Genomic DNA, 13,270 nt, shown 5'->3' with positions numbered 1-13,270 from the left:
TGTATGTCATTGGCCATGAGATCACTCCCGAGACCATCGCAGCGGTCACCAGAACAAGGCGACCCTGGGAGTCTCAATGGAGCATGGTGATCATGCTGCTCCTGAATGTCTCAACTAGGGCACGCTGGGACGCGCAGGAGGTTACCCAAAGTCGTGAGCGCCTTTGTGGGCTGTCTCACTGATACACAGCTGGTGATCACTCAGCACCTCGATGATCCGGCAGCTTTCGACTTTCCCCCCATCACACTGGCTCACCATCCGCCTGAGCTCGTCACGCAGTGCCGAGAGCCGCTGCAGACGTGACTCCACTTCCTCCAGGTGATGCTTGGCAACGGCATCGACCTCCTGACAGGACATGTCGGGCTGGTCGGACATCGCCAGTAGCTCACGTACCGCATCCACCGAGAAGCCGAAGTCCCGGGCATGGCGAATGAAGGTCAGCCGTCTGACGGCGCGCTCGTCGTAGCGACGCTGACCCCCTTCAGTCCGTAAGGTGTTTTCCAGCAGCTCGATGCGCTCATAGTAACGCACCGTTTCAGGCTGGCAGCCGGTACGGCGAGCCAACTCCCCGATACCGATGGCATGGCTAATCTCCGGCATCCTGATGCTCCTCTTGCATGACTTGAACCTGTAGTTGCTACAGGGATTATGCTTCCGGACAAGATTAAGACATTCGGAGAGGCAGCGCCATGACCGAACCAACGCAAGGCACCATCCCGTCGACGCTGACACTGCAGGTGGAAGGCATGGACTGCGGCGGCTGCGAGCGCAAGGTAGAGGCCGCTCTGGGCCGCCTGGAGGGCATCGGGGAGGTGTCGGCCAGTTCGGTCACCGGATCGGTGAGGATTCACCCTCAACAGGATACGACGCCTTCTCATGAGGCGATCGAGCGGATCCTTAACGAGCTCGGCTACCAGCTTGCCACCGATGATGAGGGAGATGAGGCGGATGCCGCTCCGGCCTCTTGGTGGCAGACCGCCAAGGGACGCTTGGTGCTCGTCACGGGGGGGCTGCTGGCTCTGGCCTTCGTTCTCCGCCTGGTCTGGCCTAGCCTAGGCAACTGGCCCTTCGTCGCGGCCACCCTGGTGGGGTTGGTGCCCATTGCACAAGGCGCCTGGGGTGCGCTGAAGATGCGCAACCCCTTCACCATCGAGATGCTGATGAGCATCGCCGCCTTGGGGGCCCTGGCCATCAATGCCGCCGCCGAAGCGGCGGTGGTGGTCTTCCTGTTCGCCGTAGGCGAGTTGCTGGAGGGGGTGGCCGCGTCGAGGGCGCGACGCAGCATCTCGGCCCTGGCGGACCTGACGCCGTCCACGGCGAGGCTGATGGAGGATGGGGATACCCGTGAGGTCTCGGCCGCCTCGCTCACGCCTGGGCAGCGAGTCCTGGTGCGACCGGGCGACCGCGTGCCCTGCGATGGACGTATTCTGACCGGCGAATCCGACCTGGATGAGTCACCGATCAACGGGGAGTCGGTGCCCCGCACGCGGGCGCCGGGGGACGACGTCTTTGCCGGCACGGTCAACCTCGATGCCGCCCTGGAGGTGGAGGTAACCCGCGGCGCCGAGGACAACACCATCGCACGGGTCATCCGCCTGGTGGAGGAGGCCCAGGCCGCCAAGGCGCCGGTGGCACGTTTCATCGACCGCTTCGCTCGCTACTACATGCCGGCGGTGGTGGGGCTCGCCCTGCTGATGGCGGTGGTGCCGCCGCTGGTCTCGACCATGGCCTGGTCGGAATCGATCTATCGCGCCCTGGCCCTGCTGTTGATCGCCTGTCCCTGTGCTCTGGTGATCTCAACCCCCGCGGCGATCGCTGCCGGCCTCTCGGCGGGCGCCCGGCGGGGCCTGCTGATCAAGGGCGGCGCGGTGCTCGAACAGCTGGGTAAGCTGCGGACGGTGGCGCTGGACAAGACCGGCACCCTCACCGCCGGCACCCCCAAGGTCACCGACGTGGAGGACTGGGCCACTGGCCAGGGCACGCAAGAGATCCTGAGGCTGGCGGCTGGGATGGAACGTGACTCCAGCCACCCCATCGCCACGGCCATCCTCGCCCACGCTGAGCAGTTGGGCCTTTCCCTTCCACTGGCGAGTGAGAGCCGCGCCCTGTCGGGCCGAGGGGTCTCCGGTCGGGTCGAGGGGCGTGAGTTGAGCCTGATCACCCCCCGCCACCTGGCAGAGCAGGCCGCCCTCGATCACGATCTGACCGCTCGGATCGCCGAGCTGGAACACGCCGGCAAGACTCTCGCCGTGCTGGTCGAAGGCGAGCGCCCGCTGGGCCTGATCGCCGTGCGCGATGAACCTCGCGACGATGCCCGGGAGGGGCTGACGGCGCTGTCGCGCCTGGGCGTGCAGGCGGTGATGCTCAGCGGTGACAATGCGCGTACCGTCGCGGCCATCGGTGACAGCCTGGGCATCGAGGCACATGGCGAGCTGATGCCCGAGGAAAAGGCCCAGCGCGTTCGTGACTGGCAGGCCGCCGGCCGAGGCCCAGTCGGCAAGGTGGGCGACGGTATCAACGATGCGCCGGCGCTGGCCGCGGCAGAGGTGGGCATCGCCATGGGCGGCGGCACGGATGTGGCACTGGAAACCGCGGATGCGGCGCTGCTCAAGAACCGCGTCGGCGGCATCGCCGAGCTGATCGCCCTGTCCCGGGCCACGCTGCGCAACGTCAAGACCAACGTCGCCCTGGCGCTGGGCCTGAAGGCCATCTTCCTGGTGACCACGGCGCTGGGCATCACCGGCATGTGGATCGCGGTGATGGCGGATACCGGCGCCACCGTGCTGGTGACCCTGAACGCCATGCGGCTGCTGGGCTATCGCTTCTCGCCAGGCAATAATGCCACGACTGGCTCGGCAAGCCCGCGCTACCAGGAAGCCACGTCATGAGGACAGAGCGGATACCGACAGTGCCGCGCCGCTGGTACTGGTTGGCATTGGCCGTTATGGTCGGCCTGGCCGACCAGGCCATCAAGGGGCTGGTGCAGGCGCTGATGCCGTATGGCCAGACCATCCCGCTAGCCCCGTTCTTCAATTGGGGCCACTGGTGGAACACGGGAGCGGCCTTCAGCTTCCTCGCCGATGCAGGCGGCTGGCAGCGCTATCTCTTCTTGGGCCTGACAGGGATGGTGACTATTGTCCTGACGATCCTGCTGTGCAGGCCCAGGCCCCGTCTGGAGGCGCTGGGGTACAGCTTGATGCTGGGTGGCGCGCTGGGCAATGGCATCGACCGCCTGGTACGAGGGTATGTCGTAGACTACCTGGACGTCTACTGGCATGAGTGGCACTGGCCCGCCTTCAACCTGGCGGATATCGCCCTGTTCCTGGGTGTCATCGCCTTTGCGATTGCGGCCTTACGTGAGCGTCCCTCCCCCAGAGCGTCTGAGTAACGGCATGGATGCAGAGAACCTGCCAGTCCGGTACATGACGCTTGCCGGCCGGATCTCTCCGGCCCTCGGCTGTTTCCTGGCCCTGACCGCCGGGGGACTGACCACTCTCAGCGCCGCGCCCTTTGCGCTGTGGTGGCTGGGCCCGGTGGCGGTGGCACTGGTCTATTCCGGCATCCATGTCCTGACACCCGCTCAGGCCGGCCTCCGCGGCTGGTGCTATGGGGTGGGCCTGTTCGGCTCCGGTGCCTCCTGGGTCTTCGTCGCGATCCACGACTACGGCTATACGGGGGCGCCCCTGGCGCTCTTCCTCACCGGCCTGTTCGTGGCCAGCCTGGCGCTGTTCTTCGCCGTCCCCTTCTGGCTCTATCGCCGCGTCACGGGCCCACGCCTGGCCTTCCTCAGCTTCGCCGGCATCTGGGTACTCAGCGAGTGGCTGCGCACCTGGCTGTTTACCGGGTTTCCCTGGCTGCTGCTGGGCACGTCCCAGGTAGACTCGCCGCTGGCGGCCTGGGCCCCGGTGGGCGGGGTCTATCTGCTGTCGCTGATCACCGCCCTGACCGGCACCCTGGGCGTGGAACTGCTGAGACGACGCTGGTGGGCCGCGGCGCCCATCGCTGTTCTCTGGCTAGCCCCGATGGCCTTGCCGACCCAGTGGACCTTCCCGGCCGGCGAGCCGCTGCGGGTCGCCCTGCTGCAGGGCAACCTGGATCAGGCGATCAAGTGGACTCCCGAGGGGCAGCGCGAGGCGGCCAGTATCTATACGGCGTTGACCCTTGCACAGTCCAACGACTTCGACCTGGTTGTCTGGCCCGAGGCGGCCCTGCCGATGCTCGAGGAGGAGGCCCGGCCAATACTGGAGCGGGTGCAGTCCAACCTCGCCCCCGACACCGCCTTGCTCACCGGCATCCTGCAGCGCGACGGCGGCGACTACTACAACGGCGTGATCGGCCTGGGTAACGCCGAGGGAAAGTACCGTAAGGCGCGCCTGGTGCCCTTCGGCGAGTACCTGCCGTTGGAGAGCCTGCTCGCCGGCACCATCGCCTTCTTCGACCTGCCCATGCCCACCATGACGCCTGGCACCGACGATCAGGAACCGCTGCGCGCCGCCGGAACCACCATCGGTAACGCCATCTGCTACGAGATCATCTATGCCGACCGGGTGGCCGAGCAGGCGCGCGACGCCGAGCTGCTGCTGACGGTCTCCAACGACACCTGGTTCGGACGCTCCATCGGCCCCCTGCAGCATCTGCAGATGGCCCGCCTGCGCGCCCTGGAGAACGGCCGCTATCTGATCCGCGCCACCAGCAACGGGGTGACCGCCATCGTCGATACTCAGGGCCGTGTCACGGCCCGCGCACCACAGTTCCTGGCGACGAGCCTCCGCGGCGAGGCGCTGCCCATGGTGGGGAACACACCGTTCACACGTACCGGTAGCTGGCCGACCTGGGTGTTGGCCGCCTTACTGGTGCTGCTTGGATGGAAACTCAACACACGTCGGTCTGGATGATAATAGTCCAGTCGAAAAGGGAGAGAATAATGGCTTTATCGGAACGTCACTCTAGTACAGCGAGGAAAGGTCCATGGTGGCAGCTCCGAGCACGCTCAGTGGTGGGGGTGCTGGTCGGTTGGCTGGCACTCATTAGCGTTGCTCAGGCCGAAGAGGAGAACGAGTGGCCCCGCGGCCACTATCCGCTGCCTGAGGAAGGCAATGTGATCGGCGACACCTACCGCATAACGGTGGATGATCGAGGAGATACCCTGCTCGATATCGCCAGGCGACACAACCTGGGGTACAGGGAGATCGTGCGAGCCAATCCGGATGTGAGTCTCTGGATTCCCGGCGAGGGTACCGAGGTGACCATACCCGGGCGCTTCATCCTGCCCGATGCTGAGCGCACCGGGATCGTCATCAACATCGCCGAGCTGCGCCTCTACTACTATCCGGAGGTTGACGATGGTGAAACGCCACGCGTTGAGACCTATCCCATCGGCATCGGTCGTGAAGGCTTCGGTACCCCCCTCGGTGTCACCGAAACCACCATGAATATCGAGAACCCTGCCTGGTACCCACCCGAGTCGGTCCAGCGTGAAGCCAGGGCACGCGGTGAGAAGGCGCCCAGCGTGGTGCCTCCGGGTCCGGATAATCCACTGGGGGATCATGCCATTATCCTGGGTTTCGACGGTTACTTGATTCATGGCACCAACCAGCCGGATGGTATCGGCATGCGTGCCAGCCGTGGCTGTATTCGCATGTTCCCTGAGGACATCGAGTCGATTTTCGACCGCGTGCCACCGAACACCCAGGTCCAAATCGTCAACCAACCCATCAAGATCGGCTGGGAGGAAGAGCAGCCGCTGGTTCAGGCATTCCCGCCGCTGGAAGAAGAAGGGCACAGCATGTCCGCGTTGGAAGACACCGTCACACGCCTCAACCAACGCGGTGTCGAGGGCTTGAGCTTCGATGATGGACAGCTTCGCGGCCTATTGGATGACCCCAGCGGTCGCATGGTGTCCCTGAACCCCAAGCCGGCGCCGGAACCGGATAGAAAGCACGACACTGGCTACAAGGGTATCTACGCAGAAATCGCGCTGCGTAGGCCATGACGACGACATGGCGAGTCTTGTCAGTCTCGTGAGCTGACTCGGTCGTGGCTTATCCAAGGTCTATCGCCCTCTGCATGGCCACTGGCGGTGCGTTGGGGCTCGGCCTTCCTCGCCTACCAGGCACCGAGCTGCGGGCTCTGGCTTTGCCTGCGTTTATAGGCCCACCTTGCCGCATGGTGCGGCGGGCTCCTAAGCTCACCATTGGCGTGCCGATTCTGGGGAGGGAAGGGCTATCGAGCTCGACGTCGCTCTGGGCTACCTGCTGCCGTGGGAGTTCTCACTGACCTGGTCGGCGAGCTGCCTGCTGGCCATCGTGCTCTACCTGCGAGGCCTGCGGCAGCGCAGACGGCGCGGCGAGGCCACCGGCGCGGGCCGAATCCTGGCCTACCTGCTGGGTGTCGCCACCATCTATGGCGTCACCCAGACTCATTACGACTACCTCGCCCAGTACATGTTCTTTACCCATCGGGCCCAGCACCTGGTGCTGCATCACGCCGGCCCCCTCCTGATCGCCCTGGCCGCCCCCTTGCCGGTACTGGCAGACGGCTTGCCGACTCGAATCAGACCCTTCCCCGGGTGGAGCCTGGCCGCGCGCCTGCTGCGTCCTGTTTATCGGACTCTGCAGCATCCACTGATCGCCCCCCTACTGTTCGTCGGGCTGATCTATTTCTGGCTGATTCCCGAGATCCACTTCGACGCCATGCTCAGCGCTGATCTCTATCAGGTGATGAACTGGAGCATGGCGCTGGATGGGTTGCTGTTCTGGTGGCTGATCCTGGATCGCCGCTCGCCGCAACAAGGCGGTCTCGGCTATGGCAAGCGTGTCGCCATCCTGTTGGCGGTGATCCCCCCGCAAATTCTCCTGGGCGCCTATATCACCTTCAGTCGCGACGTGATCTTCGATGTCTACGAGGTTTGCGGTCGCGCCTGGCCGCTGGATCCTCTGACTGACCAACTCCTCGGCGGCCTGCTGACCTGGATTCCCGCCTCGATGATGAGTGCCATTGGGGTTCTGATCATTCTCAGCTTTCTGTTCCGTGACGCCCGCAAGGAGGATGCCGCTGATGTCTCTCACGCCACACGCTAGTCTGCCGCGCCTGGCGAAACGCTGGTGCTGGGCCTTCCTGCTGCTGATCGCGACGCCCGGCACGGTGGCTGCTGCCGAACTGCAGGTCAGCGAGGCGCGTCTTCGGCTTCTGCCCGGGGACCTGCCCGCGGCAGGCTATTTCACCCTCACGAATACCAGTGAGAAGGGCGTCACCCTGACAGGAGCGGATAGCCCCGCTTTCGGCAATGTCACCATGCATCGCACTGTCAATCAGGATGGCATCACCAGTATGCAACCCGTCGCCCAATTAGAACTGGCAGCGGGGGAGCAGATCGAGTTCGCACCGGGGGGCTATCATCTCATGCTCATGAAACGGACTCGCCCCCTCGTTGTTAGTGACGACATCGAGGTGAACCTTCATTTCGCCGGCGAGCAGCGACAGCGTGTCACCTTCCGCGCCGTGGCGCCGACAGCACAGTAGGGGGAGCAGGATGCACCGATGGATCATGGCACTATTCGTGACCCTATGGCTTGCGGGCTGCAGCGAGCCGCCTTGGCAGACCAAGGATATCTCGGGGCTCATGCCTCCCCTGGCGTTCGAGCTTGTCGACGAGAACGGCAAAGACGTCAACGCCGATCAGTTCCTCGGCAAGAGCACACTGCTGTTCTTCGGCTTCACTCACTGCCCCGATGTCTGTCCCACCACCCTCGCGCGCCTCGACGCCGCCACCCAACGCATGGGTGAGGCGGCGCGCGACGACATTCAGGTGCTCTTCGTCTCGGTCGACCCTCGTCGCGATGACGCCGAGACGTTGCGAGAGTACACGGATGCCTTCGGCCCCCAGTTCATCGGCCTCACGGGGGATAAAGCGGCCCTCGATGAACTGACACGCCGCTATCGGGTGACCTACGGGTATGGCGAAGAGGACAGCGAAGGCAACTATGATGTGTCGCACTCCAGCGCTGTTTTCGCCTTCAATGATCAGGGAGAGGCGCGCCTGCTGATCCGCGACAGCGATCCTATGGAGGCCGTGGTTGCCGACCTCGAAAGGCTTGCCAGCGGTGCCTGAGTAGTCACTGTCCATCGCCCCTATCTTCCGTAGAGGATCGGTACGGTTCAGGGGGCTGCCGAGGGGGGCTTGGCTAGGAGTACGGTGCAAGGTTCGTCGTTGCGCCTTGAGGCAGCCGAACACGACGTTCGATCACATTTTACTCCTGGAAATTGGATGGGGAGCTGCAAGGGCTATGTGTGAGAGGGCTCCGGGATCAACTTGCCTGGCACCCATCTCAGGTACACCACCATGCCGAACAGCTCGACCAGCGACTGGAAGACGATGACCACCACGGCGGCTTGCCAGGCATCGGGCAGCGTCAGGGCGATGGGTAGCACCACGAAGGAGTTGCGTGTGCCGAAGCTGAAGGTCAGAGTCCTGGCTGATGGCGCGGAGAGCCGGAAGAGCCTGCCGAGGGTCTTGCCCAGGATGGCGGCAAAGGCCAGGTAGGCGACGAAGATCGGCAGCACTTGCAGCAAGACCCCGCCGAGGCCGGCCACGGTCGTCACCTGGGAGGCCGCGATGACAAAGACCACCAGTGCCAGCAGGGGTACGGGCAGTAGGCCCAGGCCATGAACCCACCGTCTGGCATTGAGGTGACGCTCGGCCAGCCGCTCGGTCACCCAGGCCAGGGCCAAGGGGGTGAGAATCAATCCCGCGAAGGCGCTGAGGAGGTGGGTGCTGATCGCTGCCTGGAACCACTCCGCGCCCAGAAAGAGCCAGAGATAGACCGGTAAAGCCAGCAACTGCACGAGCAACAGCGCCGACGTGGCGCGCATGAAATTCGTGAAAGCGGTGCAGCGGCTGGGATTCAGCCTGGACGAGATCGGGCAGCTACTGGCTCTGGAGGATGGTGCTCATTGCAGCGAGGCGGCGGAACTAGCGTCACAGCGACTTGACGACGTGCGCGCCAGGCTGGCTGATCTGACCCGCATCGAGGCGGCCTTATCCCGGCTGGTCGATGAATGCCATGTGCATCAAAGAAAGGTGTCGTGCCCGTTGATCGCTGCCCTGCATGACTGGTAGGTCATGACGGGGCTCGTCAATGTGGTGCTGCCAGCTTCTGGCATTCCATGCAGCCATCTGTTGAAACTGACAGTCTCGAAGAACTCCGACATGCGGTGCAGCGAAGACCTTGACAGCTGTTGGCGGCCAGCCGGTCGTCCATGATGGAGTTGATACGGCTGTTGGGTGGAAATTTCATGCGTGGCCGCCGTGGTCAGTGGGCTGTGGGTAGAGACGGCGACGTTATCGCGCCATGCCGCTCTGTGCGGCGTTTATGCCGCTACCTGATGATTTCGTATCTCACGGTATAAAAGCGGCCCGGGGCCGCTGTGCGCCATTTGTAAGGCAGGGGGTGGTGATCGAGACGACAAGTCGCCTCTACTGTCTCGGCCATGTAGCCGCCTGGCTTAAGAAGCCTGAGGTATCACAGCTAACGAGGGGGATCGGGAAGAGCGGATGTCAGAGGTCCGTGTGATAGGCTTTGCGAGATATTCGATGGCGAAAAGGCACGAGGTAGGGAATGACGGATCATGGTCAGGATAACCACGAGTCTCATCCAGTGGGACACGAGGTAGCCAATACCAAGCACCGGCGGCAGAGGTTTGGCCTGAGTGAGCATTGGCGTGAGCAAGCTCGGAAGGTGGCTTCTGGTGAGCTTGATGATGCCGCAGAGACTTCGCCTACGCCCGATACAGGACCCTCTTCCTCATTTCCCAATGCATCACACGATGATGAGCCACCGGCCACTTTAAAGTCCCTCTTTAGTGACCCCGATCTCCAAGCTGCGCTCAATGCTCCTTGGCCTTCCTGGCCGGCAGCGCCTGATTTGAGCAGTGAATCTGGTGCTGGGGGCATGGGGTTATTTGGAGCGCGCCAAGCGCCAAAGCAATCTCGTCACGATAGACAAGTAGCCGATGTCATGTCCATGCTTCAAGGACAGTTTTATCTCACTACTAATGAGTCGAGAAGCCCACTGCTGACTGATAAGTTTACGGGCGAGACTTTGCCACATTTCGACCCAAAGATCCTTGAGAGGCTGAAGGGAGAGTATTGGAGAACCTCCATAGGAAGGCAGCAGGATGTCTCCTATGGTGTCATCAGGTCTGCCATCAGCAATTTTGTTTATGGTGCTATCCCCGAGGCTGTTCTACCGGTTTACGGTCGTGCAGGCGTTGACTTGAACAGTGGTCGACGTGCGCTGATCTTGGGGAATCAATGCTTGATTTTTTCACCGGGCTTATCGAGCTATGAGATACGGACTGGGATTCCCCATGTCATGCCTCGAGAAAGCTTGCCGGTGTGTGTTCCTGATAACGTTGGGAATGTGCTTCCTCAATCGATATCTACTTTATTCGATGTCACTTCGCTGCCGAAAGATAGTGACCTGTTGGTGATTGCCTGGATGGTCATGGCCTGGCGCTCAGATAGTGCGCCCGTGTTGCTTGAGTTGTTAGGTGAGCCTACTCCTGAGCTGATCGATTCACAGAAGATGCTGAAGACGGTCATAGACCCGGCGAGTAGTCTGTTTGAGATCGAGGTTCCCAAGTCGATAAAGCAAGTGGATATTCGGGCGCAGTGCCATTACCTGATGAGTTTCCATCGAGTGGATTCGCTGTCCAAAACACAGCAGAAAGGCTTGCTTTCGATCATGCAGGGAAAGGCAATGGAGTGGCGCACGAAAACGAAGCGTTCTGGGGTAGATCTTTCCGTCCGTTGTGCGGTCATGCTGAATAGCAGCGAGAGTGTAGTGACCTATGCACCGCTATCCGACGCTACCTTGAGCATAGAGCTGGATGATGCAGGAGGGGGCAAATCTCAAAATGCTGTGGAGGATCGCAGCATGGCGGAGAGAACCATCATTCATGGCCTTCTCCAAATATTTGGCTATGTTAACCAGTTCTGGAGCCATGTTGAAAATGATCGACAATGCGACCGCTATGGTGGTTTGCGAGACCTATGCCGGATAGGTGTACTGGTGGCTGATGCTTTGGGTCGAGATACTGCCGAATTCTGGCAACAACTTGATGCCAACCAGCAAAGTCGTCGCGATTATGAGCTGGAGGAAAATCCTGTCGCGATGGCCGTGAAGCGTCTCATCGATGCGTCGGAAGATGGACGGATAGAGGCCACGGTCAAGGATTGGCTTGTGCTGCTCGATGGGTATCGCCCTGAGCCTGATCCTTCAGGTTCCTGGCCTGTCACGTCCCGAGGGTTGGCGGCCAAGTTCAAGCAGAGCAGGGCCTTGCTTGCGACGTTCGGGGTTCAGCTTGTCCCTCTCGAGAAACGTGGCCCCTATGGGCGCTGGCGTGCCTCATGCGATGCCTCTCGCCAGAAGTAGCGATGGGCTGCCTAGAGCGTGCAAACTGGTATTGGGTTAGACATTGTGACTTATAAATCTAAAAAAACATGAAAATCGACATCCTGCGGCGCTCATGTTGTACGATAATCCATCGCAATGTCTCAATCTCCATCGCTTTGGTGGGTCTCTACCCACTGTCTGAGCAGGGCATGGCCAACCCCCGAGGGCAGTCGTCGCCCCTGCTCCCACTCCTGCAAGGTTCGCACGCTGACTCCCAGATCGGCCGCCAGCGCTGTCTGGCTCATGCCACGAATCCGGCGTAGGGCCATGACGTCACGTAGCAGTCGACGGGTCGGTTCCTTGCGTTCCATCCTGGCGAGGCGACGATCTCCCCAGGGATCGTGGGATGACGATTCTTCTTGGCTGCCACGGGTGTTGTGAGGGAACGAGAGGGAGGGAAACATCGAAGTCGGAAACATTGCAGGCACCATGTTGAGAGAGGTAGGACGGGTCCGCCTAGGACGGACCCATACCATGTCACTCAATCACCAAAGACGACTGCCATCGAAGACATGCGCCCTCTGGCCGAACGGTTTACTGAAGGCCTTGCACAGATAGCTGGCCATGAATACCGCCTCATTCATGGCTATCCAGTCATCCCGATGCAGGGCGCAGGACCAGGGCTCTTTTGTGACCGGGTCTTTGCAGACATGGATCAGCTGATGGAAGCGTGGATCGTCATGATCGAACCCCATTGCCTTCAACCAGGAACGCATCATGCGGTGGTAGAGGTTGTTGAATGAGTAGACCCCGAACCAATCTGGACCGAACGCCCCCAGGCTGTCGTAGGCGTTCCTGTTGAGCATGATCATCAGGTGGTAGTGCGGCTTGTCGCTGTTGACCTGCTCGCGTGCCCACAGGTAGTGCAGCTGGGTCGGGTACTTGGTTTGCCTCCGCTTGAGCTCGTAGCGGAAGAAGTAGAAGAACCGTGCCAGCACGGCGTTGGTCTCATGCATCGGCAGACGCGGCATCTCATCCGGGAAGTGGAGATCCACGCGAAAGATGAAGGTGGAATGGTTGATCCGTGTCACGGCGTCAAGGGTCTGCAAGGACCGTTCCAGGTAGTTCACGACCAGTGGGCCATCTGTCCAATGCTGGACGTCAAAGCCTCGATAGATGTCTTCGTAGTGAAGGCGCAGCTTGTCGTTAAGCGGATGGCAGAGGGGGTGATGTTGAAACATGAGGAGATACCTCGCTGTGGGAATGGTGAAAGATTCCGCAGCGATGGTCTTGTCGATCGATAGGAGGATAATAGGAAGCGGTATGTACTGACCTTGATGTGATGCTGTCGCTCACTTGAACTTCATCATCAGGCGTTTTCCAGTCGCCTGTGAGGTCAATCCCTAGAAGGTCATGTTGGGTGATGGTTTCATTGGGAGTGGTCTGTATGGGACCACTCCTCGGATGATCCTTCATGATCCTGGATGGGCTTTCACAAGTGAGCCCATCATGACCTAGTGACCTATCCCTGTAGACCCTGTTAGGAGTCTAGTGAATCTCCCTATAATACTTACCCGTCAGTGACGCATGTCGGAACCCCAGGGAAACGCTATCCCTGGACATGCCAATCGCCCCAGTTTTCTGGCGAATGAGGTGTCACTAACTTTCTCGGGAAATTCCGTTATCGATCCGTACAAGACACCGCGACGCGATGACGTCACGGTTTCGCTGCATCCCATCTCACAGCGCTGTAAAATATTACGTCGTCCTGGCTTGTCATCCTGGGAAACATCGGACGGATGTTCTGAAACATGCTCAGGAAGCCGACGGAGGCCGGAAAACCCGGCTTTTTCCCGTAGCTGACGTATACCTCG

At 61.3% G+C, this 13,270-nt stretch carries 12 protein-coding genes and 1 pseudogene; 9 read left to right on the top strand and 4 right to left on the bottom strand.

The window, feature by feature from the left end:
* Window positions 1-141: 141 nt before the first annotated feature.
* Window positions 142-600, bottom strand: a complete 459-nt coding sequence (locus KUV72_RS06960) for a MerR family transcriptional regulator (protein WP_035470166.1) — start codon at window positions 598-600, stop codon at window positions 142-144.
* 89 nt (window positions 601-689) lie between these two features.
* On the opposite strand from KUV72_RS06960, the gene KUV72_RS06955 reads away from it, so the two are divergent.
* From KUV72_RS06955 to KUV72_RS06925, 7 genes are all read left to right on the top strand, one after another.
* Window positions 690-2,888, top strand: coding sequence for a heavy metal translocating P-type ATPase (locus KUV72_RS06955; RefSeq protein WP_035470168.1), 2,199 nt, complete (start codon window positions 690-692; stop codon window positions 2,886-2,888).
* Window positions 2,885-3,388, top strand: a complete 504-nt coding sequence (lspA, locus tag KUV72_RS06950) for a signal peptidase II (RefSeq protein WP_035470171.1) — start codon at window positions 2,885-2,887, stop codon at window positions 3,386-3,388. Before KUV72_RS06955 ends, lspA begins: the two co-directional genes overlap by 4 nt.
* 4 nt (window positions 3,389-3,392) lie before the next feature.
* Window positions 3,393-4,895 carry an apolipoprotein N-acyltransferase gene (gene lnt / locus KUV72_RS06945; RefSeq protein ID WP_035470174.1) on the top strand — a complete coding sequence of 501 codons (1,503 nt, stop codon included), beginning with the start codon at window positions 3,393-3,395 and terminating at the stop codon, window positions 4,893-4,895.
* 29 nt (window positions 4,896-4,924) lie between these two features.
* Window positions 4,925-5,992, top strand: a complete 1,068-nt coding sequence (locus KUV72_RS06940) for a L,D-transpeptidase family protein (protein ID WP_045993870.1) — start codon at window positions 4,925-4,927, stop codon at window positions 5,990-5,992.
* A gap of 313 nt (window positions 5,993-6,305) precedes the next feature.
* Window positions 6,306-7,079 carry a cytochrome c oxidase assembly protein gene (locus KUV72_RS06935; protein ID WP_071211138.1) on the top strand — a complete coding sequence of 258 codons (774 nt, stop codon included), beginning with the start codon at window positions 6,306-6,308 and terminating at the stop codon, window positions 7,077-7,079.
* Entirely contained in the window at window positions 7,057-7,521 is a 465-nt protein-coding gene (locus tag KUV72_RS06930) for a copper chaperone PCu(A)C (protein ID WP_035470183.1), read from the top strand. The genes KUV72_RS06935 and KUV72_RS06930 overlap by 23 nt, the downstream gene beginning before the upstream one ends.
* Before the next feature lie 25 nt (window positions 7,522-7,546).
* A complete protein-coding gene (locus tag KUV72_RS06925) occupies window positions 7,547-8,110 on the top strand; it encodes an SCO family protein (RefSeq protein WP_231498569.1) in 564 nt (187 codons plus the stop codon).
* 173 nt (window positions 8,111-8,283) lie between these two features.
* On the opposite strand, the gene KUV72_RS06920 is transcribed toward KUV72_RS06925, so the two are convergent.
* Entirely contained in the window at window positions 8,284-8,871 is a 588-nt protein-coding gene (locus KUV72_RS06920) for a hypothetical protein (protein WP_231498570.1), read from the bottom strand.
* On the opposite strand from KUV72_RS06920, the pseudogene KUV72_RS06915 reads away from it, so the two are divergent.
* Window positions 8,858-9,118: pseudogene (locus KUV72_RS06915) on the top strand (MerR family DNA-binding protein); the annotation flags it as partial. The gene KUV72_RS06920 and the pseudogene KUV72_RS06915 overlap by 14 nt on opposite strands.
* A gap of 499 nt (window positions 9,119-9,617) precedes the next feature.
* Complete coding sequence (locus KUV72_RS06910) at window positions 9,618-11,435, top strand: hypothetical protein (RefSeq protein ID WP_146164642.1); 1,818 nt, start codon at window positions 9,618-9,620, stop codon at window positions 11,433-11,435.
* A 122-nt stretch (window positions 11,436-11,557) separates the two neighbouring features.
* On the opposite strand, the gene KUV72_RS06905 is transcribed toward KUV72_RS06910, so the two are convergent.
* Window positions 11,558-11,875, bottom strand: coding sequence for a helix-turn-helix domain-containing protein (locus KUV72_RS06905; protein WP_231498571.1), 318 nt, complete (start codon window positions 11,873-11,875; stop codon window positions 11,558-11,560).
* Between the two features lie 66 nt (window positions 11,876-11,941).
* The gene (locus KUV72_RS06900) at window positions 11,942-12,637 is read right to left on the bottom strand and encodes an inovirus-type Gp2 protein (protein WP_035470195.1); all 696 of its coding nucleotides are present in this window, start codon (window positions 12,635-12,637) and stop codon (window positions 11,942-11,944) included.
* Window positions 12,638-13,270: the final 633 nt, after the last annotated feature.

Source organism: Halomonas sp. DP4Y7-1, from assembly GCF_019800705.1.
Classification (GTDB): domain Bacteria; phylum Pseudomonadota; class Gammaproteobacteria; order Pseudomonadales; family Halomonadaceae; genus Halomonas; species Halomonas litopenaei_A.
This window is presented reverse-complemented; position numbering and strand designations above follow the sequence as displayed.